At 60.8% G+C, this 21,806-nt stretch carries 20 protein-coding genes; 16 read left to right on the top strand and 4 right to left on the bottom strand.

From position 1 onward, the window contains the following. Positions 1-302: 302 nt before the first annotated feature. The 3 genes from ACCD05_RS25920 to ACCD05_RS25910 are packed head-to-tail and all read right to left on the bottom strand — an operon-like array spanning position 303 to position 3,745. The gene (locus ACCD05_RS25920) at positions 303-1,358 is read right to left on the bottom strand and encodes a Gfo/Idh/MocA family protein (protein ID WP_413396304.1); all 1,056 of its coding nucleotides are present in this window, start codon (positions 1,356-1,358) and stop codon (positions 303-305) included. Beyond that, positions 1,355-2,344 (bottom strand): MDR/zinc-dependent alcohol dehydrogenase-like family protein, encoded by a 990-nt coding sequence (locus ACCD05_RS25915; protein WP_283193724.1) that lies wholly within the window; start codon positions 2,342-2,344, stop codon positions 1,355-1,357. The genes ACCD05_RS25920 and ACCD05_RS25915 overlap by 4 nt, the downstream gene beginning before the upstream one ends. A gap of 15 nt (positions 2,345-2,359) precedes the next feature. After that, the gene (locus ACCD05_RS25910; protein ID WP_413396302.1) at positions 2,360-3,745 is read right to left on the bottom strand and encodes a UDP-glucose dehydrogenase family protein; all 1,386 of its coding nucleotides are present in this window, start codon (positions 3,743-3,745) and stop codon (positions 2,360-2,362) included. A gap of 24 nt (positions 3,746-3,769) precedes the next feature. Between ACCD05_RS25910 and ACCD05_RS25905 the strand changes: the two genes are divergently transcribed. From ACCD05_RS25905 to ACCD05_RS25840, 14 genes are all read left to right on the top strand, one after another. After that, positions 3,770-3,994, top strand: coding sequence for a hypothetical protein (locus ACCD05_RS25905; protein ID WP_162724834.1), 225 nt, complete (start codon positions 3,770-3,772; stop codon positions 3,992-3,994). Between the two features lie 47 nt (positions 3,995-4,041). Continuing rightward, positions 4,042-5,148 carry an NAD-dependent epimerase/dehydratase family protein gene (locus tag ACCD05_RS25900; RefSeq protein ID WP_112436072.1) on the top strand — a complete coding sequence of 369 codons (1,107 nt, stop codon included), beginning with the start codon at positions 4,042-4,044 and terminating at the stop codon, positions 5,146-5,148. After that, complete coding sequence (locus ACCD05_RS25895; protein WP_413396318.1) at positions 5,145-7,190, top strand: NAD-dependent epimerase/dehydratase family protein; 2,046 nt, start codon at positions 5,145-5,147, stop codon at positions 7,188-7,190. The genes ACCD05_RS25900 and ACCD05_RS25895 overlap by 4 nt, the downstream gene beginning before the upstream one ends. Continuing rightward, the gene (locus ACCD05_RS25890; protein WP_413396299.1) at positions 7,187-8,308 is read left to right on the top strand and encodes a glycosyltransferase family 4 protein; all 1,122 of its coding nucleotides are present in this window, start codon (positions 7,187-7,189) and stop codon (positions 8,306-8,308) included. The genes ACCD05_RS25895 and ACCD05_RS25890 overlap by 4 nt, the downstream gene beginning before the upstream one ends. After that, positions 8,308-9,438 (top strand): glycosyltransferase, encoded by a 1,131-nt coding sequence (locus tag ACCD05_RS25885; RefSeq protein ID WP_113201230.1) that lies wholly within the window; start codon positions 8,308-8,310, stop codon positions 9,436-9,438. The genes ACCD05_RS25890 and ACCD05_RS25885 overlap by 1 nt, the downstream gene beginning before the upstream one ends. Beyond that, positions 9,435-10,526: a glycosyltransferase gene (locus ACCD05_RS25880; RefSeq protein ID WP_113201229.1), complete on the top strand. Its 1,092-nt coding sequence runs from the start codon at positions 9,435-9,437 to the stop codon at positions 10,524-10,526. Before ACCD05_RS25885 ends, ACCD05_RS25880 begins: the two co-directional genes overlap by 4 nt. Further along, the gene (locus ACCD05_RS25875; RefSeq protein WP_112436038.1) at positions 10,523-11,635 is read left to right on the top strand and encodes a glycosyltransferase; all 1,113 of its coding nucleotides are present in this window, start codon (positions 10,523-10,525) and stop codon (positions 11,633-11,635) included. Before ACCD05_RS25880 ends, ACCD05_RS25875 begins: the two co-directional genes overlap by 4 nt. A gap of 12 nt (positions 11,636-11,647) precedes the next feature. Continuing rightward, positions 11,648-12,679, top strand: a complete 1,032-nt coding sequence (locus ACCD05_RS25870) for a UDP-glucuronic acid decarboxylase family protein (protein ID WP_112436037.1) — start codon at positions 11,648-11,650, stop codon at positions 12,677-12,679. Between the two features lie 3 nt (positions 12,680-12,682). Then, entirely contained in the window at positions 12,683-13,441 is a 759-nt protein-coding gene (locus ACCD05_RS25865) for a TIGR04290 family methyltransferase (RefSeq protein ID WP_112436036.1), read from the top strand. A 720-nt stretch (positions 13,442-14,161) separates the two neighbouring features. Beyond that, positions 14,162-15,610, top strand: a complete 1,449-nt coding sequence (locus tag ACCD05_RS25860) for a hypothetical protein (protein ID WP_413396295.1) — start codon at positions 14,162-14,164, stop codon at positions 15,608-15,610. Next, positions 15,588-16,418 carry a hypothetical protein gene (locus ACCD05_RS25855; RefSeq protein ID WP_413396293.1) on the top strand — a complete coding sequence of 277 codons (831 nt, stop codon included), beginning with the start codon at positions 15,588-15,590 and terminating at the stop codon, positions 16,416-16,418. Before ACCD05_RS25860 ends, ACCD05_RS25855 begins: the two co-directional genes overlap by 23 nt. After that, positions 16,418-17,569 (top strand): hypothetical protein, encoded by a 1,152-nt coding sequence (locus ACCD05_RS25850; protein WP_413396316.1) that lies wholly within the window; start codon positions 16,418-16,420, stop codon positions 17,567-17,569. The genes ACCD05_RS25855 and ACCD05_RS25850 overlap by 1 nt, the downstream gene beginning before the upstream one ends. Further along, on the top strand, positions 17,563-18,504 hold the full coding sequence (locus ACCD05_RS25845; protein WP_113201222.1) for an OmpA family protein: 942 nt from the start codon (positions 17,563-17,565) through the stop codon (positions 18,502-18,504). Before ACCD05_RS25850 ends, ACCD05_RS25845 begins: the two co-directional genes overlap by 7 nt. Positions 18,505-18,578: 74 nt before the next feature. Then, entirely contained in the window at positions 18,579-18,767 is a 189-nt protein-coding gene (locus tag ACCD05_RS25840) for a hypothetical protein (RefSeq protein WP_112991129.1), read from the top strand. Between the two features lie 188 nt (positions 18,768-18,955). On the opposite strand, the gene ACCD05_RS25835 is transcribed toward ACCD05_RS25840, so the two are convergent. Next, complete coding sequence (locus tag ACCD05_RS25835; protein WP_413396291.1) at positions 18,956-20,032, bottom strand: ABC transporter ATP-binding protein; 1,077 nt, start codon at positions 20,030-20,032, stop codon at positions 18,956-18,958. 98 nt (positions 20,033-20,130) lie between these two features. On the opposite strand from ACCD05_RS25835, the gene ACCD05_RS25830 reads away from it, so the two are divergent. Together ACCD05_RS25830 and ACCD05_RS25825 are read left to right on the top strand one after the other, a co-directional pair. After that, positions 20,131-20,808, top strand: a complete 678-nt coding sequence (locus ACCD05_RS25830) for a GntR family transcriptional regulator (protein ID WP_111563927.1) — start codon at positions 20,131-20,133, stop codon at positions 20,806-20,808. 47 nt (positions 20,809-20,855) lie between these two features. Continuing rightward, a complete protein-coding gene (locus tag ACCD05_RS25825) occupies positions 20,856-21,788 on the top strand; it encodes an alpha/beta hydrolase (RefSeq protein ID WP_413396289.1) in 933 nt (310 codons plus the stop codon). Positions 21,789-21,806 lie beyond the last annotated feature (18 nt).

The raw sequence follows: 21,806 nt of genomic DNA, 5'->3' as shown, positions 1-21,806 counted from the left end.
TCTCGCGGCGCGGAAAGGTGACGGAGCTCCATACGGATCAAGGCGACCGCTCGGTTCCCGATGCCCGGGATCCTTAGCAACTGTTCATCGGACAATGTGCAAATGAGGCTCATCCGCTTGATGCCGTGTTGTCGCAGCGCCGTGATGACCCATTGCGGCAAATTACTCCTGATCACTAGATCCGACGCGGTTTTCGTCCGCTCCCACTCAAATCGTCGCCTCGGCATTTTCAGCCCCTATTCGTTTGCTGTAGAACCAGGGCTGCGAGCCTTGGTTCCGCGCGGCCGGGGAGCTTATGCGATTTATTGACGCGACGGCGACCAGTCGCAGCTTTCGCTCCGATAGATCAGGTCGATAGCCTCCGAGACGTCAACGAGCTTTTCCGCGGCCGGGTCGAACCGGCCGCCGCCGCTCAACGTCGCGGCCCATGCGATCGCCGCTCTCCCGCCCCATTCATCCGGTGGATCAATCAGCCTGCGTCGATGCGTTCCGTGAAACTGGTCCGCGTGAAAGTCATGGAAAGATCCATCGACATTGCGCATCGCCGCACCGCCATCGGTCCCGTAAAAGCTGGCGTCGATGACGCAGTCGCGGCCGGCGTTCAGGCCCCAGGAGCATGCCAGGCGGACCACGGTGCCGTTTGCCAAATGCAGCGTCGCGACGGCATAATCCTCGACATCCTCCTGTGTTCGCGGAACCGGGCTCCCTTTAAACAAAAGCTTGCTCGACACCTCGACAATCTTCGGGAAATCGAGAGCCCAAAGCGCGAGATCGATCAGGTGGACGCCAAGATCGATCACGCATCCTCCTCCTGAGTGGGATCGTTGGTAAAACCATGGTTTATCGGGTCCGTAGGCATTGTGGAATGTCAGGTCAATGGCCATGACGTCGCCAAGTTCGCCCGATTGAAGCAGCTGCTTGATATGCCGCATCGCCTCGGTGTGACGGTAAGAGAGGTCGACGCCAAGAAGGCGGTCGGCGCCCTTCGCCGCGTCGATGACCGCCCGCACCTCGTTCGCTGTGCGTCCGAGTGGCTTCTGGCAAAACACCGCGAGCCCCGCATGCAAGGCTCGTATGGATTGCTCCGCGTGTTGGGCACTCGGCGTGGCGATGACGACGCCATCGAGCTCCTCTGATAGAAGCTCATCGTACGTCCTGACGATCTTCGCGTTCGGTGCCGACACAGAGGCGGCCGCCACCATCTCGGCGGAGGGCTCGGCGATCACCGCAGCTTCGACGTTACCTGTCGCGAGCATCGCCTCCATGCGATTGCGACCGATCCACCCGACCCCAAGAAAGCCCAAACGCGCGGGCCTGGTGGACGTGCGAAACGCTTCCCGTGGCGCGACACCGCTCATGAGTTGATCACCAAGGCCTTGATGAAGTTCCCTGGGCGATCGCGCGTGTCATTGAGAGCCTGGTCGAGCTGCTCCAGGGGATAACGATGGGTGTACAGCGACGACGGATCGAGCCCGCCTTCACAGACTGCCTTGACCGCCTCCCGCATTCCCTGAATGTAGATGGCGGGATCTCGCTCGTGAGCATTCACAACGTCTAGCCCGCGCCAATTCCACAGCTGCATGTTGACCTGTCTTGGACCATCCTGATGGTAGCCGGCGATCACGAGACGCCCACGCTCCCTTGTCAGTTCAGCGGCAAGATCGACGGGCCACTGCTTGCCGACGGCCTCTATGACGCAGTCACAAAAATGTCCATCGGTAAGGGCCTTCACATTCTCAATGATGCGCCAATGATCATCCATGGCGATGGTTTCGCACGCGCCCATACGCCTTGCCGCGTCAAGCGCCTCTTCACGACGCGATATGGCGATCACCCGAGCACCAGCGTGCACGGCAAGTTGTGTCAGAAGGGCCCCAAGAAAACCTATCCCGACGATAGCGACAGTCTGGCCGGCGCGGATTTCCGAGCGCTTGAATATATTCATGGCGCAGCCGAGGGGTTCGCCTGGAAAGGGTTTGCCATCCAATGCCGCGGGCAATGGTACGACCATCTCCACCGGAGCGAAATCGTGGCTTGCATAGGCATGGTAGGAGAGGGCCGCGACGCGGTCGCCCGCCTTTAGATGATCCACGCCTGGTCCCACCGCGTCGATGCGGCCCCAGCCTTCATGTCCAAGACCGCCAGGTTCCGTTGGAAACCGCATCCAGTCGGGTCCTGCCCAGGGTGTGAGGTTCGATGCACAAACACCACACCCCTCAAGCATGATCCGTATTTCGCCTTCACCCGGCTCGCGAAGCGAGGACTGGGTGATCTCAACTTTACCCGCGGCCGGAACGACCGCGGCCCTGAGCTTCGCTGTTCTCGGATAATTCATCGCGTCCATCGTGTCCTCCAAAGTTCAAAGCGGTGATGCCGCCACATCGGCCCATGACGGACTTGCACCCGCGACCTTCGTCCGTTGGCGGCTGTTGGACGGAACAGCAAGCGGACGTCCAAGACTATGGTAGAAGAGGCCGTGACGCGTCGCGCTCTCGGCGTCCAGGATATTGCGGAAGTCAAAAAGATGTCTGCCGGCCATGAGGGCGCTAAGCCTTTTCAGGTCGAGCTCGCGATACTCATCCCATTCCGTCATGATTGCCACGGCGTCAGCTCCACGAGCCGCCGAGTATGGGTCATCATGCCATATCATGCCGGGGCCCAGGATGGTCTCGGCTTGAGGCCGCGCCTTCGGATCATGGCCAGACACTTCGACACCTGCCCTCATCAGTGCTTCGATAACCGTCAGGGCTGCGGATTCGCGCACGTCATCGGTGCGCGCCTTGAAAGCCACGCCGAGTACCGCGACACGCGCGGCTTCGTTGCCCGAGATAGCGGTGAGGATCCGGTCCGACAGCATTGCCTTGCGTTCCTCGTTTGCCGTGATGAGCCGCTCGATCAGGGGCTGCGGCGATCTGAAGCGCCTGCCGGTGGCGGCAAAAGCGCGTGTGTCCTTTGGAAAACATGATCCCCCGAAGCCTGGTCCGGGCTGCAGGAAATTCTCGCCGATGCGCCGATCTGTCCCGATCCCACGTGCAACCGCGGCGACGTCCCCACCCGTATTCTCGCAAATATTGGCGACGTCATTGATGAAGCCGATCTTCAAGGCGAGGAAGGCATTGGCGGCGTACTTGATCAGTTCGGCATCGGTCGTGGTGGTGCTGATAAAGGGGACGCCTCGTTCGATCAACGGACGATAGAGCTCGCGCATCGCCGCGGCTGTGCCGGGTTCATCGGCACCCACGACGATGCGGTCGGCCCGCATGAAGTCGCTTATCGCCGAGCCTTCACGCAGAAACTCCGGGTTGGAGGCAACCCGCGTCGAACGACCGCCCCCGTGCTTCTTTAGGATTTCTCCAACGGCCCTCGCGGTTCCGGCCACGACCGTTGATTTGACCACGACGATGGCGTTATCCGCTATCGCTTGGCCGATATCGCGGGCAGCGGCTTCAACGAAGGAGAGGTCTATGTCGCCGTCTGGCCTTGAAGGGGTTCCGACAGCGATGAACACAAAATCCGCTGACGCCACTTCAGCTCCGAGATCGGATGAAAAGCGGAGCCTGCCAGCGGCTCTCGTCTGGGCGATCAAATCGCTCAGCCCGGGCTCGAAAATAGGGACTTCGCCTCGCGTCAGATCGCGGATGCGTTCCGCGTTCAGATCCACGCAGCAAACGTCACAGCCCAGCGACGCAAAACACGTACCCGTCGTCAGGCCGACGTAGCCCGCGCCGATCATCACTACTTTCATGGAAAACTCTCCGATCCAGGATGATTGTCGGAAGGCGAACTTCAAACAGCTGAAAGAGTTCCTGATGATGTTGAGGAAGACAATGTTCAAGATGATGGTCTGCTCGCGCAAACGTCCGCGCGCCAAACCTTCATCTCCCGCGTGGCTCAACACGACCAGGGATGCGCCTGTCGGCCGGACGATCTCATTGATGAAGTCAATGAAGTTATCAATCATGTTATAGAACAGGAACTTTCGGAGATTGCCTAAGTTCGCCTCTCATCGTGATCACAAAATCCAACAATGATGAGGTCGAGATGGCAAACATTCTGGTGACCGGCGGATGCGGCTTTATCGGTCGACACGTCACGGAAGAACTTCTGAACAACGGCTATGACGTCAGGATCCTCGATGCCCTGATCGACCAGGTGCATGGCGACACGGAAGCCGCCGTGCCCGAGGGCGCGGAGGTTATCCGGGGCGACGTCAGGGACAAGGCTAGTGTCGTACAGGCGTTGGAGGACATCGACGGTGTCATCCACCTGGCAGCCGAGGTCGGTGTCGGTCAATCCATGTACGAGATCGCGCGCTACGTTGGCGGCAACGATCTTGGGACCGCGGTCCTGCTGGATGCCATGATCAACAGGCCCATCAAACGAATTGTCGTTGCGTCCTCGATGAGCGTCTACGGCGAAGGCCGGTACATGACGGAGAGCGGCGACCAGCTTGGTATCGTGCGTCGTCGCGCGGAAATGATCAAGAAAGGTGAATGGAACCCACTTTCGCCGGACGGCCTTTCACTGACCCCGATCGCCACCGATGAGGAGAAGCCTGTCGATCTTGCCTCGATCTACGCTCTGACGAAATACGCGCAGGAAAAACAGGTGCTGATCTTTGGCGAGGCTTACGGCGTCGATGCCATCGCGCTGCGCCTTTTCAACGTCTTCGGCGCCGGCCAGGCGCTGTCCAATCCCTATACGGGCGTGCTCGCGAATTTTGCCTCCCGCCTCGCCAACAATCAGCCGCCAATGATTTTCGAGGACGGCGAGCAGCGCCGCGATTTCGTGCATGTGCGTGATGTCGCGCGCGCCTTCAGGCTGGCGCTGGAGAAGCCGAACGCGGCCGGCCACGTTATAAATGTCGGGAGCGGACAGGCCTATACGATCGCCGAGGTAGCGACCCTTCTGGCCGAGGCAATGGGCGTGCCGGAGATCGGCCCCGATATCATGAACAAGGCACGCTCGGGCGATATCCGCAACTGCTTCGCCGACATATCCAAGGCGCGCGAGCTTCTGGGCTTCGAGCCGCGACACCGGCTGGAGACCTCACTTGGACCGTTCGCGGAATGGGTGCGCGGCACCGGCGCCATCGACCGCGGCGCGGAGATGAAGCGCCAACTAGAAGAGCGGGGACTGGTATCATGACCTCACCCGCTCCCTCCGACAGGACGTCATCGATGGACAGGTCCTATGGTTTCGTGGAATGGTTTCGGCCGGGCGAATTCGAGCGCACGGAACGGATCCTTCCCGACATACTCGCGAGCGGCGCGCGATACCTGCGAACGCATCTTTCCTGGGCCGAATATCTGGCGCCGGGCGGCGAGGCCTGGTTCGATTGGCTGATGCCGCGGCTCGGCGCGGATATCGACCTGTTGCCCTGCATTCACTATACACCCCCATCCATGTCGCGTACCGGGCGGTCATCCGGAGCGCCGCATGATCTAAAGGCCTATGCCGACTTCGTGGATCACGTCCTGACCCGCTACGGAAGGCATTTTCGACATATCGAGCTTTGGAACGAACCAAACAACCTCCTCGACTGGGACTGGCGCGAGGACGGCGACTTCCAGCTGTTTTGCGAAATGGTCGGCGGTGCCGCGTACTGGGCTAAACATCGCGGCTGGAAACCCGTGCTCGGCGGCCCGTGTCCCTTCGATCCCTATTGGCTGAACCTGATGGGAGAACGTGGCGTGCTGGGCGTCGTCGATGCCGTTGGCTTTCACGGGTTTCCGGGCACCTGGGACAGCGAGGAAGGCACCTGGGGCGGGTGGGACATGCATCTCGGGGAGATGCGACGCATTCTCGACCGCCATAACCCCGAGGCGGAGGTCTGGATTTCAGAGACCGGCTATTCCACCTGGCGCAATGACGAGATGGAGCAGGCACGGCGCTTCATGAAGGCGTTATCGGTGCCGGCGGACCGTCTCTACTGGTATTCCTGGGCGGATGTCGCGCCGGATATCGCCGTACAGGAAGGGTTGTGGTTCGACCCGCGCCATTACCATCTCGGCGCGGTCACGCATGACAATCAGCCCAAGCTACTGGCACGCCTCCTCAAGGAAGGCGGTGTGGCTCGGCTTGACGATGTGACGAAGCTCGCCGTCCCGAACCTTGCCTCCGGCACGGCCCCAATTGTTGTCACCGGCGGCAGCGGATTCATCGGGTCGAACCTAGCCGATAGCTTTCTGCGCGATGGCGAGGATGTGATCATTCTTGACAATCTCGGGCGCCCGGGCGTCGACGAAAACCTCGCCTGGCTGATGGAACGTCACGGCAAGCGGGTACATCCGGTTTTATCAGATGTTCGCGATCCACGCGGCATTGAGGGCGCCTTCGACGACGCGAAGGCCGTATTTCATTTCGCGGCCCAGACGGCGGTGACGACAAGCCTCGTCCACCCCATCGATGATTTCGAGGCGAACGCTCGCGGCACGATCAACGTCCTTGAAGCGGTGCGCAAGGCCGAAAGAAACACGCCCGTCATCTTCGCCAGCACCAACAAGGTCTACGGCTCACTCGAGGATCTTAAGATGCTGGAGCATGACGATCGTTACCTGCCAGCCGACGCCAATATCCGGTTGAATGGCATCGGTGAAGACCGGCCGCTGGACTTCTGCACGCCGTACGGCTGCTCAAAAGGGGTTGCTGATCAATATGTGCTCGACTACGCGAAATCCTTTGGCATCCCGACGGCCGTATTGCGCATGAGCTGCATCTATGGTCCGCGCCAGTTTGGCACCGAGGACCAAGGGTGGGTCGCGCATTTCCTTATCCGGGCATTGAAGGGCGAGCCGATCTCCGTCTACGGCGACGGCAAGCAAGTGCGCGACATTCTGCATGTCGATGATGCCGTGGCCGCCTATCGGGCCCTGCTCGGTCACATCAACCTGGCGAAGGGCAAGGTCTTCAACCTTGGTGGCGGAACTCGAAACGCGGTTAGCGTACTTTCCGTGCTTCGAGAGATCGAAACCGTGACCGGTCGAACTGTCGAGACCGGTCACGGCGATTGGCGCGCGGGAGACCAGTTCTACTTCGTCGCTGACACACGGCGGCTGCAACGCGACCTGGGCTGGAAGGCGAGGATCGGCTGGCGCGATGGTGTCAGACATCTGGCCGAGTGGCTGGCGGAGCATCGCTTCGGCGACCATGCGCGGCTGGTCGAGCCGCGGCATAAGGTGGTGGCATGATGGACCCAGCACGGATTTACGGCAGGCCGCGGATACTGATGACGGTCGACGCCGCTGGCGGCGTTTGGCGTTACGCCGTGGATCTCGCCGCCGGTCTTCGCGATCTCGGCATCGACACGGTGTTTGCCTGCTTCGGCCCGCGGCCGAACCGGGCGCAGCAGCGGGAAGCCGAACAGATCGGAGGGCTTGTTCAGTGCGACGCACCGCTCGACTGGATGGTCGAGAACGAAGCCGCGCTTGTGCAAGTGCCGCGGATCATCGCCGATCTCGTCGGGCGCGAGCATATCGATCTCGTGCATCTCAACCTGCCGTCGCAGGGCGCGGATCTAACCGTCGATGTTCCGGTTGTCGCGGTCTCCCATTCCTGCGTTTGCACCTGGTTTCAGGCTGTTCGCGACAATGGCGTGCCGGAAAGTTGGGCTTGGCAGATCACGATCAACCGTCGTGGCCTGGAGCGTGCCGATGCCGTGGTTGTCCCGAGCCAAGGCCATGCCGGTCTATTGCGGCAGGTCTACGGGCAGGGGACACCACCGATCCATGTGGTCTACAATGCCAGCCTAGTTGAACCGTCTTGCGCCCCCAAGGCGCCTTATGTCTTTGCCGCGGGGCGCTGGTGGGACGACGGAAAGAACGGTCCGGTTCTCGCCGCGGCCGCGGCAAGCATCCAATGGCCGGTGATCATGGCAGGCGCCAACATAGGCCCGAACGGCCAGCATACGGCGCTTCCCAACATCGATCACCGCGGCGAGCTGGATCACGGCGAGACGATGGGCTTGATGCGCGAGGCCGCGATTGTGGTATCGCCGTCGCTTTACGAGCCGTTTGGACTGGCTGCCCTGGAGGCTGCTCGATCCAGCGGCGCGCTCGTGCTGGCTGACATACCAACCTATCGCGAGCTCTGGCACGGCGCCGCCTTATTCGCGGATCCTCGCGATCCCGCCGCCTTCGGAGAGGCGATCAACCGCCTGATCGCCGATAAAAGCCTTCGGGCCACCTTGGGCAAACAAGCGCAAGCGCGTTCTCTTACCTTTTCACCCGTGAGGCAGGCCCAGGCGATGAGCGGAATCTATGACCGCCTTCTTGCACCAGCCCACGCCCTAAACGCAGCGGAGCTATGATGAAATTCGTTTTCTACACCCATTCGTTGATCTCTGACTGGAACCATGGCAACGCCCATTTCCTACGCGGTGTGATGCGTGATCTCGTACGGCGCGGCCATGAGGCACTGGCGCTGGAACCGCTGCGAAGCTGGAGCCGCGACAACCTTGTTCACGATCAGGGGCGGGTGGTTCTTGACAGGTTCAAGGACACCTTTCCCGACCTCCGCTCACAGATTTATCCACCGGATTTCGATCACGAAGCGGCCATGGCCGACGCGGATGTGGTTATAGTGCACGAATGGACGGAGCCGGCGCTGGTGGAGCGCATCGGCAAGGCCAAGCGCGACGGCGGCCGTTTCACCCTCCTGTTCCACGACACCCACCATCGCGCCGTCTCGTCGCAAGGGGATATCGCCGGGCTCGATCTTGGCGATTACAATGCCATCCTCGCCTTTGGCGAAACCCTGCGCCAGCGTTATCTCAAGGCTGGTTGGGGCAAACACGTCTTTACCTGGCATGAAGCCGCGGACGATAGCTTGTTCAAACCGCGGCCGGAGGTCTCCAAGCAAGGCGATCTCATCTGGATCGGAAACTGGGGAGACGACGAGCGGTCCGCCGAGATCGACGAGTTTCTGGTTCAGCCGGTGAAGGACCTGAAGCTGAAGGCGACGGTGCGGGGCGTTCGCTATCCCCAGCATGCCCTGGATGCTCTGAACGACGCCGGCATTCGGTATGATGGTTGGATAGCCAATGCTGAGGCAGCGACAGCGTTCGCCAGACACCAGGTGACCGTTCACATTCCGCGCCGCCCCTACGTCGAGCACCTGCCCGGCATCCCAACCATTCGTCCGTTCGAGGCCATGGCTTGCGGCATCCCGCTAATCTCGGCACCTTGGGATGATGCGGAAAACTTGTTCCGGCCCGGAACCGACTACCTCATCGCACGCGATGGCGCGGACATGAAGGGGCTGCTGAAGGACGTTTTGTCGGATGCCGCGCTTCGCGACAGCCTGATCGCCTCGGGGCTGGAGACAATCCGTGCCCGCCACACCTGCCGCCATCGCGTCGACGAGCTTCTTGCCATCTTGGCGCGGTGCGGCACGCCTGGCGCCACTCAGGCCAGCGCCGGACGGGAGGCCGCCGAATGAAGATCGCGTTCTATGGATCAAGTCTCGTTTCCGCCTACTGGAACGGCGCCGCCACCTATTATCGCGGCCTGTTGCGAGCCCTGGCGGGCAAGGGTTACAAAATCACCTTCTACGAACCCGACGTCTATGATCGCCAGAAGAACCGCGATATTGACCCGCCGGCATGGTGCAAGGTCGTGGTCTATGATGGAACGATCGACGCGCTTAAAAAGGTGACGGCGGACGCCGCCCTGGCCGATGTGGTGGTCAAGGCGAGCGGCGTCGGCTTCGAGGACAATCTCCTGATGCGGGAAGTCCTAGGCCATGCCCGTCCCCACGCCTTGAAGGTGTTCTGGGATGTGGACGCGCCAGCAACACTCGCTGAACTGCGTGCGGCGCCCGATCATCCGATGCACCAAGCGCTGCGCGAGCTCGACCTGGTTCTCACCTATGGCGGCGGCGACCCCGTTGTTTCCGCTTACCGCGACCTTGGCGCGGCAAAGTGCATCCCGATTTATAACGCGCTCGACCCGCAAACCCACCATCCGGTGCCGCCCGATCCGCGTTTCCAGGCCGATCTCGGCTTCCTCGGCAATCGCCTTCCGGACCGTGAGGCCCGAGTGGAACACTTCTTCCTGGAGCCCGCCTCGCGCCTGCTCCAGAACTCTTTCCTGCTCGGCGGCTCGGGCTGGCACGACAAGCCGATGTCACCTAACGTCAAGTATATCGGCCACGTTTCGACACGCGACCACAATGCCTTTAACGTCACGCCGAAAGCCGTGCTCAACATTTCCCGTGCGAGCATGGCCGAAAATGGTTTCTCACCCGCCACACGCGTATTCGAGGCCGCCGGTGCCGGCGCTTGCCTGATCACTGATTACTGGGAAGGCATCGAGCGGTTCCTGCGGCCGGATGAAGAAGTGCTGGTTGCCCGCGACAGCCGGGACGTTACCGACATCATGGCCGGTCTTGACCGGCGGCGGGCAGCCGCGATCGGTGAACGGGCGCTGGCCCGCGTGCTCGCCGAACACACCTATGATCATCGGGCCCGAGAAGCGGATGCCATCTTCAAGGCATACGCCGCGAGCCGGAAGGAGGCGGCCGAATGACCAACTCTCTCGATATCGTGTTCATCGGTCTTACCCTGTCCTCGTCCTGGGGGAACGGCCACGCCACGACGTTTCGCGCTCTTATCCGCGGGCTCGACGCGCAAGGGCATCGCGTGTTGTTCCTCGAGCGCGATGTACCCTGGTATGCTAGCAACCGCGACCTTGCCGACCCGGACTTTTGCGAGCTCTCCTATTACTCCGACATCGACGTCATGCTCACGTCCCATCAGGATCGCCTGCGCCTCGCCGATGCTGTGATCGTCGGATCCTATGTCCCGTCGGGTGTCGAGCTCATCGACAAGCTGGCGCGGATGGGCCTCAGGCGCCTTTGCTTTTATGATATCGACACGCCCGTGACGCTCGCGAAGCTCGATCGCGGCGAGGAGGAATACCTCGCCCGACGCCAGATGCCACTGTTCGACGCCTATTTCTCATTCTCGGGCGGCCAAGTGCTGGCCCGGCTGGAGAACGAGTACGGCGTCCGCAAGGCACTAGCGCTCTACTGCTCCGTGGACGCCGAACGCTACAAAAACACCAGCGAAAACTATCGTTGGGACCTTGGTTATCTCGGCACCTACAGTCCCGACCGGCAGCCGACGTTGGACAAGCTTCTGATCGAGCCCGCGCGCCGCCTGCCGCATCTTCGCTTCGTGGTGGCTGGTCCTCAATATCCAGATGAGATTGATTGGCCCGCCAACGTCGAGCGCATCGAGCATCTGCCGCCGGACGACCATCCAGGCTTCTACAGCCGCCAACGGTTTACGTTGAACGTTACCCGCGCGGACATGATCGCGGCCGGGTGGTCGCCGAGCGTGCGTCTGTTCGAGGCATCAGCCTGCCTGACGCCGATCATTAGCGACCATTGGCGAGGCCTCGACGAGCTTCTGCCGAACGGGCAAGCCATCGTCATCGCCCATCGCACGGAAGATGTGGTTGACGCCTTGGAAGGAATTGTCGGAGCCGACCGACGACTTCTCGCCGCCGCGGCCCACGAAATCGTTTCGCGGGACCACACGGGCCTGGCCCGCGCCCGTGGGCTTGTGGCTGATCTTGGACAAGTGCCCGAGCAACCCGGCCAGCCGGAGCAGCCGCGTCGTATTTCAGCTTAGAGGAGAGGCAAAATGCCGCTTGGAACCCGAAATGAAAAAGGCAAGACCGTTGTTGTCGCCGGTGGCGCCGGCTTTGTGGGCTCGCATCTTTGCGACGCACTGCTCGCCCGCCGTGATCGAGTGATTTGCGTCGACAGCTATATCACCGGCTCGCGACACAATGTCCGCCCGCTGATGAACCACGCGAACTTCCGGTTGATTCAGAAGGACATCTGTGCTCTGTCGGAATTGGACGAGCCGGTGGACCAGGTCTATAACCTCGCCTGCGCGGCCTCCCCGCCACAATACCAGGCCGACCCCGTTCATACGATGATGACCTGCGTGGGTGGCACTGGCAATCTCCTGAAGCTCGCCGAACAAAATGGCGCCTCCTTCCTTCAGGCCTCCACCAGCGAGGTTTACGGCGATCCGGCCGAGCATCCGCAGCGGGAAGACTATCGCGGCAATGTCAGCTGCACCGGCCCTCGGGCATGCTACGACGAGGGGAAACGAGCCGCCGAGGCGTTATGCTTCGACATGCTACGCACCGGTCGCGTCGATGCCCGAGTGGCGAGAATCTTTAATACCTACGGTCCACGCATGCAGCCCAATGACGGCCGCATCATTTCAAACCTGCTCGTTCAGGCGATCTCCGGTGAGCCATTAACGATTTATGGCACCGGCGAACAGACACGTTCCTTTTGCTTTGTCAGCGATTTGGTCGCCGGGCTGATGGCGCTAATGGATGTCGATCCCAATCCGGGGGCACCGGTCAACCTTGGCAACCCTGGCGAGTTCACCATCAACGAGCTGGCCGTCAAGGTGATGGACATGGTTCCTTCCGCGTCGCAAATCGTTTATCGGCCCCTACCACAGGACGATCCGCGGCGGCGGCGTCCGGATATTTCCCGCGCGAGCGAACTGCTCTCCTGGGAGCCGCGCGTGCCGCTGGCCGAGGGTCTGAGGATGACGGCGGACTGGTTCGTGAAGGAGGTTGGGCGTGCTGGGGCGGCCATTCCCAGCGGGCAAGCCGTTCAAGCCGCTGACCTGCGCATGGGGGTATGAGGCATGGATACCCACCGCACGCTGCCTCAAGAAGACCTGCAAGCAAGGATCATCGAACTCGGCCCTTGGTTTCACAACCTGGACATCAAGGGTGTGAAGACGGCACCGAACCACTTTCTTGGCGACTACCCAAACTTCAAATGGCAGGGATTTCGAAATATCATTCCCGAGGATCTTGAAGGGCGGAGTGTCCTCGACGTGGGGTGCAATGCCGGTTTCTACTCACTGGAGATGAAGAGACGGAATGCCGGCCGGGTGGTGGGCATTGATTCCGACCCGCGCTATCTTCGCCAGGCTCGTTTCGCCGCTGAACAATCGGGGCTCGACGTGGAGTTCCGCCAAATGTCGGTCTACGATGTCGGTAAACTCGGCGACACGTTCGACCTCGTGATCTTCATGGGCGTCCTTTACCATCTGCGCCATCCGCTGCTCGCGCTTGATCTTCTCCATCAGCATGTCGTGGGCGACCAGATGCTATTTCAATGCCTGCAACGTGGCGACGAACGAATTCCAGACCTCCAGGAGAACTACGAGTTTTCGGAGTGGGCGATGTTTGACCGACCCGACTATCCAAAACTCTTCTTCGTGGAAGAACGCTATGCTTCCGATCCCACGAACTGGTTTGTTCCCAATAAGGCGGCGATGGAGGCGATGCTTCGTAGTTCTGGTTTCACGATCGAGAGCAATCCCGAACGTGAGGTCTATCTTTGCGGGCGCGGATCGCGGCACTACGCCGTGGAGCTCCCGCCGTCCATTCGCTGATTGTGGGCCAGCGCATGGAGCTCGAATCCTGGAGTGTTTCCTCAACGCCGACGACGCTCAAAGACCGATCGATCATTACTTATGCCGACGAGTGCGTCATGGCGGAGGGCATTCCGGCACCGCCTTACCACGTCCCATCGGCGAGTTCACGCCGCCCCGCTGGGACCGGGGCCCCGTGTTTTGTCTATTCGCCACCACCAACCTCTCCAAGCATGCTGAAAATACCGTCTCGATCTCGCTCCACCAGGATCAGGGCCTCGCGTGCATCGATCCTGATCACATGAATCGGGTCGGGGAGCGAATGCCTCCGCTTCCTCGGCGGATCCCGTCCCGCCCGCCTCGACAACCATCTCCCGAATTTTGAGTGGCTCCAGGCGGTCCTCGAGGACGAAAGTGAGCATGCTGATTGATGTCTACGCTCCCGCCATCGGTTTCCTTCCTCACCTTCGCGGGAATTTTCCTGGAGCCTGGCGCGGACACGTTCCGCCTCCACGCCGGTTGCCTCGATCGGCTGACTGGAAACGTCTTGGACGGCGGCACCGACCCGGACAATCGCGGCAATGCGGGTCGCATCTTGCCTTGGGGCGAACGAACAGGACACAGATTAACCGTGCTCGGTGATTAAAGTCTTTCGGCGCCAATGTCACTGGACCGATTAAAACCTCTGAGATACGCCTTTCAAGGTCACACAATAGCAACCATGTTTCCGACGAGGATGCCTTGCCGTTTGATGCACTAAACAACCTTTGGTCCGGCGTTCGTGAATCCAGCCACGACTTCCGCGCCTCGACGGAGATTTTCCCACAGCTCGACACGGACAAGCTTATCCACGCACTGAATGTCCGTGAGAAGGGCGAGGCAAACGGACGGGCGAACCGCCCCGCGACCTCGGCACAATCCCTGGATGAAGTGGAGCAGCTGGTGGTGGGCCGCATCGAGCAGGAGAAGGCATCGGCTTATCAAGTCCTCGAGGATCAGTTTCAGACATTCGAGACCAGGTTGCGGAACCTGGACTTCGAGGGTCAGTTCGGGCTCATTCGCCAGGCGAACGCGTCCAGCCTCTCGGACTTCAAGGCCGAGATCGCCAGTGGGGTCGACGAACTGCATGGCTTGCGCCGCGACCTCAAGATCGCGGAAGACGAAATGACGTCGTTCAAGCGTCGCCATGGGCTCGATCGCGCGGCCAAGGTCCCAAGCGCGGGCGCGACAAGCGTCAAGATTGCCCTGCTTGTCGTCCTCATCCTCGTCGAAATCGTCATGAACGGCAACTTCCTCGCCAAGGGCAGCGAGCAAGGTATTATCGGTGGCATTACGGAGGCAGTCGTCTTCGCTGTCCTCAATATCGGCTCGGCACTGCTATTCGCCATCTTCTGCGTCCGCAACCTTGTGCATCGATCCTGGCTGATGAAGCTATTCGGCTTGGTCGGCCTGGCTGGCTACATCGCGGTCGCGCTCGCGGTCAACTTCGCCTTGGCCCACTACCGCGAGGTTTCAGCCACCATCATCGAGGGGGCGGGGACGGAGGTCATTCGCCGCATTCGGGAAAATCCGCTCGGATTGGTCGAGCTCAATTCCTGGATGCTGTTTGCCATCGGGATTTTCTTCTCGATCCTGGCGTTCATCGACGGGTGCATGTTGACCGACGCATATCCAGGTTTCGCGGGGGTCCAAAGGCGGTTGGACGAGGCGAGACAAAATTACATCTCCGGGAAGCTTGATCTCATCGACAACCTTCGCGAAATCCGTGACGAGCACAACGGAAAGATCGAGGAGATCGTCAGGGACCTGAGTTCGCGTCGTCGGGAATCCGCCGCCATCATCGCCCATCGTACACGGACCATGGGGCTTTTCGCCGAATATCAAGGTCATCTGGAGCGGACGGCGAATTCCGTCCTCACGGCGTATCGGGAGGCCAACCGTGCCGCGAGAACGGACGCCGAGCCCCAGTATTTCGCCGTCGCTTACAAGCTCGAGCGGATCAACCCGGTGGTGAAGACGAGCGAGGACTGGGACGATCGCGTTCTGACCGAACGAATCCAGATCGCCCAGGCTGAACTCAACGATCAAATCAGCAAGATCGGCTTCGCCTTCGAGGCCGCGGTCGCGCAATATCACAAACTAGACAATCTATTCCCGGAGGCAGGCGTTGGCTCGCAACAGGCGGCGTAGCAGTCGATCAAGAAAAGGCGGCTTCTCGACAGGCGCCGTGATTGGAACGATTGCGCTTTCGGCCGTGGCGCTGGGAATGGTCGGAGCCTTCGGGTGGCTCAAGTATCAAGCGATGTCGACGATCTCGTTGGACAAGGCGTCCCTTTGCCCAACTATGGGGCCGAAGAGCGAGATAGCGGTCCTGCTGGATGTGACCGATCCGATCTCCGAAGCGACATCAATCGATCTGAAAAACCAGTTCCAGCGATTGGTTTCAAGCGTGCCTGTCAACGGCGCGATCGATGTTTTCGCGTTGACCGACGAGGAGGGCAAGCTTGAGCGGACTTTTCATGGTTGCAATCCTGGTAGTGGCGCTCTCGCCAACGAATGGACGAGCAATCCCAAGCTCGTGCAGCAGCGTTGGGAGAAGGGTTTCCAGAAGCCCCTGGACAACATCGCGGGCAAGCTCGGCTCGGGTGCTTCGGGCGAGTTCTCCCCGATCATGGCGGGCATCCAGCGGATAAACCTCGAGGCGTTTCAGCCCTTGCCCGCCGGGATTAATAAAACCTTGTACATAGCCTCGGACATGGTCGAGCATACAGCTGACTTCTCCAGCTACCGTGAAGGGGTTTCGGTAGCGAAGTTCGAAGCCAGCCCGGCGAGGGAGAAGTTCCGGACGTCCCTGGATGGAGTGCAGGTTAAAATCCTTGCTTTTCAAAGACCGGGGCAGAAGTTCAAGATGGAGGACCTCGCCACGTTTTGGAAATCATGGGTGGAGAACAACAACGGGGAGTTCGCGGGCTTCACCCGGTTGGAGGGGTTACGGTAATGGCGACGAACGATACCGGAAGGACCGCTCTTCGAGACTGGGCTCCGATCGTGTTGTTTGCCGCCGTGACGATCGGAGGGATGGCATTCATCTGGTCGGCCAAACTGGCCGCTTGGTCCACCCTAGTCGTGACCGCGGTTCCACTGGCGCTGATGGCCATCTACTTCCTGGCCTCGATCGCGCTCGCCGGCTTTCGTCTCCACAACGAGCAAGCGGGCGACAACCTCTATTACATGGGGTTCCTCTTCACGCTCTCCAGCCTTGGCGTGTCGCTCTACCTGTTTGCCGGCGAAACCTCCATCGAGACGATCGTCCGCAACTTCGGTATCGCGGTGACGTCGACGATCGCCGGCGTGACATTGCGCATTCTGTTCAACCAGATGCGCCGCGATCCGATCGACATCGAACGCAGCGCCCGCCACGAGCTGGCGGAGATGACGAGACGCGTACGCACCGAGCTCGACACTTCGGCTCGCGAGTTCTCGAACTACCGTCGCGTCAGCAACCAGATGCTGACGGAAGGCTTCGAGGAGATCGGCCGCCAGGCGGAGAAAAACGGCGAGGAAATCCGCAAGGTGATCGAGGCGATCTCCAAGGAGGCGATCATCCCAATCCAGGAAGCCGCAACCAAACTCTCTTCCATTCTCGAGGACCACAATAGGTCGGTCACCGATCAGGCAGCGGAAGCAACAAGGAAACTAACCGAGACGACCGACAAGCTCTCCACCATCATCGACAAGTTTGGGGTGGCCGTCGAGGGCGTCGGCGCGCGCCTTGGCGAAATCAGGAAGCCGGAGGACCTCATCCGATTGGAGCTCAACCCCGCGGTCGATGCGATCAAGGACATGACCGACGCACATTCGCGCAGGATGGAGGAGGGGCTCGCCGAGGCCCGTTCCCAGGCTATCAAGATCGACGAGGCTCTCAAACCACTCAATGGCATGGGCAGCAAACTGGATCGAATTGCCGAAGCCCTGGAACGCCAGGGAGAGCCGCTTTCCCCTACCTCGTCTCCGCCGGATACTGATAACATTGACGCCGGGGCGGGCGATCAAACGAACGCGGACGCCACGAGCGGCACGTTGGAGGATGTCGGCTCCGGGCAACCGGGTCCGGACACCGAACCGAAACGGCGGCTGTTCAGATGGTGACCAGGGCGGAAGCGAGCCCCAAGCTCGAACATAAGGGCTATAATCGCGGCCTCATCCTCGGCCTCACCATGGCCGAGTCCATGCTCCTGCTTGTTTTTTGCCTGCTTTTGGTCGCCGCAGCGATGATCACCGCCGAGCGCAAACAACGCATGGTCGCGGAACAGCGGCTGGTACAGCTGGAGACACAGAACATGGAGTTGTCGGCACGCCTTGTCGAGGCGCAGTCGAAACTTGGCTCGCATATCACACCAGCTGACCGCGCCAAGTTCGAGAGCCAATGGCGTGAACTGGTGTCCGCTCGGCAGATCATGGACCGGCTCAAGATGAATGACGCTAGCCCCGCCGATCTTGAAAAGCTCGCGGCCGTGGCGAAGGTTCTCGCCAAGAACAACATTCCCCTCGACCAAGCACCAGGCAAACTGGAGGAGGTCCTCAAGGGCGACGTCCAGCCGCGCGAGTGGCCTCCCATCATAAATCTGTCAGAAGCGGGAGGCTACTACTTCACATCGGGCAGCGCGGCGCTGACACCCGAGTTCGCGGGAAAGCTTGAGACTTCGATCGCTGAACAGATCTCCGACAACCTGGAGCGTTACAAGGTCGACGTTGTCGAGGTGATCGGTCACACTGACGAGCAACGCGTCGCCAGGAGCAGCTCCAATCTCGACGACGCGTCGATCGGCGTCATCGACGGCCGACTCCCTGTCGACGCCCTCCAGCCGGCCGATAACGCCGGACTCGGGCTTGCCCGGGCAATCGCGGTTGCCAATGTCTTGAAAGCCAATGCGAACCTAAAGGACGTCACGGTCTTGCCGATGTCGGCGGCTCAGCTTGTCGTCCCAGGTGACAAGCTCACCGCGGGACAAGCAGGGGATGTCCAAGAGCGTCGACGCATTGAAATCCGGATACGCGGCCGGGCGGAATCTCTCCAGCCCTGATCTTCGAGCCGGAACCATTTGGCCGCGGCGTCATTTGATGTGGAGATTTCACGTCGCGCCAACGGAGCTTGAAAATGTCCCATGCTAATAGTGGCAGCACTCGATCGACTACCACCGGAACAAAGTCCTCCAACCGACAGTTCGCTCAAGGCGGCAATCCAGCCTACGGCCAGGCAACGCCGAAGGCTAGCAATGTTCCCGAGAACCGTGAGGTCGATGACCTTACGCTGATGATGCTGCAGGCGAGGGAAGGGCGCGCCTAGGCCATTGCGCATGCCACAAGCCCCGTCCAAAGCTGGGTGCAAGAGACTGATGCGAGGCATGTCCCGGCTGGCCAGTCGGCGCAATGGGACCAGCCTCATGATGCACGCTCAGAAAGTTTCTTCCACAATTCCCTGTGGTAGGTGAAGCAGAGCATATGCGCCCGACGCGGCGGCCCTACCGTCTTACCTCACACCGACAACCTCGCTCCGTTGCTCGCGTCGAAGAGGTGGATGGTCCCGCTTGAGCAGCTGAAATGCATCGTGTCGCCGACAGTGAGCTCGCTGTTTCGCGGAAACTCGACGCTCAACATTTTCGAGTGGCCGATTTCGACGTAGCCGTAAGTCTGGCTGCCCAGTCGCTCGGCGACCATCAACTCACCGCTGAACCAGGCTTCCTCCTCGCAACATAGATTGAGATCTTCCGGCCGGACGCCAACAACAACGTCCCGTGTCGAGGGTGCTGACGCAACGGGCAACTGAAGCGGTAGATGCCGGCCAAGGATCTGAATGCCCGCGCTATCGGCTGCCAGCGTCGCGGGTATCGTATTCATGGTCGGGCTGCCGATGAAGCGGGCGACGAAGAGGCTGGAGGGCTTGTGGTAGAGATCGAGCGGCCTGCCGATCTGCTCGACGACGCCGGCGTTCATGACGACGATGCGATCCGCCAGTGTCATCGCCTCGACCTGGTCATGGGTGACATAGACGGTCGTTGCCTTCATGCGGTTGTGCAGCTTTGCGATCTCGAGCCGCATCTCGACACGGAGCGCTGCATCGAGGTTGGATAGAGGCTCGTCGAACAAAAAGGCCGCGGGCTCCCTGACGATCGCCCGGCCCATGGCGACGCGCTGGCGCTGTCCTCCGGAGAGTTGGCCTGGACGTCGCTCGAGGTAATCGGCGATCTTCAGCACATCGGCTGCCTGTCCCACCCGGCCCGATATTCGATCGTCCTTCTCGCCCCGCATTTTCAAGCCGAAGGACATGTTCTCGCGGACCGTCATATGCGGATAGAGCGCGTAGTCTTGAAACACCATCGCGATATTGCGCTCGGCCGGCGCAAGGTCGTTCACGCGTGCGCCATCGATGATCAGGTCGCCTCCGGATATCTCCTCCAAGCCGGCGATCATCCGCAGGAGCGTGGATTTCCCGCAACCGGATGGTCCGACCAACACAAGGAACTCTCCGCTCCTGATGGTCACGTCGATGTCGTGAATGACCTTCAGCGCGCCGTACGACTTTTCAATTCTTTTCAGTTCGATTCCGGCCACATGTTCCTCCCAGATCGAAATTTCTGACTTGACGCTCATTATCGAGATCAATATCGATAATGATACTTGATTAGATTGGCAACTCTTCGGACCAGCACATGGCATATTTTCCTCCCAGGCAGACAGCGAGCAGGCCGGCAAAGGCGGGGGCCGCCTTCGATGCCCTGAAGCGCGACATCATGCTCGGCGTACTGGAGCCAGGCACGGGGCTCACCGAGCTGGATCTGGCCGCGCATTTCCAATGCAGCCAGGGCACCGTTCGCGAAGCGTTGCTGCAGCTACAGGAGGAGGGACTCGTGTTGCGAAAGGGGCGGCGAGGCACGCAGGTCTCGGAATGCACCGAAGACGAGGCAATCGAAATGTTCCGCCTTCGCCAGCAGATCGAAGGAAACGGCATGGCGCGTGTGATGCGGGCGCCGAGCCGGACGTTGATCAGGGATCTGAACGAGCTGTTCGAGAAGATGGTGTCGGCGGCAAGGATGGGTGACGAACTGGAGCTGGCCGCCTTCGACAGGGATTTCCATCGCCGCATTTTCGAGGACGCAAACCTTCCGGCCCTCGACCCGATCCTGCATCGCTGCCTTGTTCATAACCATCGCTTCAAGATTTCCCGCAGCCCCGCGGCCCGGGATCTTGCCGCAACGGCGGAGCGCCATCGCAGCATTATCGACTGCATCGAAAGCGGCGACGCGCTTCGAGCCACCAAGGCAATGCAGCATCACATCGCGACGATTGTCGATCTTGGCCCCGAGGTGTTTCCGGAGGCGACGCAGTGAGCTCGTCAGTGGATTTGTCGGGAGAACTGTCCGAGGAGTCGATCGCCTTGATCGAGGCGGTTTACCTGGAACTCGGTGCTCTGCCCGATCCGACGACGCTGCCGCCCGCTGAAGGGCGTGCTCAATCGCTCGCCGCAAACGCGCGGTGCAATACCGATTTGCCGAGAATGGATTTCGCCGGCGATGTCTGGGTGGACGAAGACGCGAGCCTGGGAGCGGGGCGGACCCGTCTCAAGGTGCTGGTTCCGCGAGACGCTCGCCCCGGTGTCATTCTTTTCATCCACGGTGGCGGTTTCGCCTTCTGTTCACCCGATACGCACGAACGTTGTGCACGGGTGCTCGCTGTCGAGAGCGGAATGCCCGTGGTCCTGCCGGATTACCGGTTGGCGCCGGAAGATCCGTTTCCCGCCGGGCTCAAGGATGTCGTCTCGGCGCTGCGAAGCGTCCTTGCCGCGACGAAGGAGGCAGGCGTCAGGAGCGGGCCGGTTCTGATCTCGGGTGACTCGGCCGGGGCGAACCTCGCATTGGCCGCGATGCTGCACGAGCAGGCAACCGGCGGAGCCAAGGCCGATGGCGCCTTGCTGTTCTACGGAAATTACGCCCGCTCGTTCGAGACCCCGTCCTATATCCGGTTCGAGAATGGCCCCGGCCTGACGCGGCCGAAAATGCAGCGTTACTGGAGCTTTTATGCCGGCGGGCAGGCGATTGACGGCAATCCCCTGGCTTGCCCGCTGATGGCTGACGATGCCGACTTGGCGTCGTTGCCTCCGCTTTATCTCATGGCGGCGGCCGTAGATCCCCTGCTCTCCGACACACTTGAGCTTGGCCGGCGCCTTTGGGCGCTTGGCCGTGACGACGAACTGCAAATCGTCCCGGGCGTCATGCACGGGTTCTTGCAGAACACTCGTGAACTGGCCGCGGCGCGGGAGGCGCTTCATGCGGCGGGAAATGCGGCAAGGCTTCTGACCGGCCGCCAATAGCGTTATAATAAGAGGAGG

The sequence above is a fragment of the Rhizobium sp. Rhizsp42 genome, from assembly GCF_047304155.1.
In the GTDB taxonomy this organism is placed as follows: Bacteria; Pseudomonadota; Alphaproteobacteria; order Rhizobiales; family Rhizobiaceae; genus Rhizobium.
Note: the sequence above shows the minus strand (reverse complement) of the source record. Positions and strands in the feature narration are given on the sequence as shown.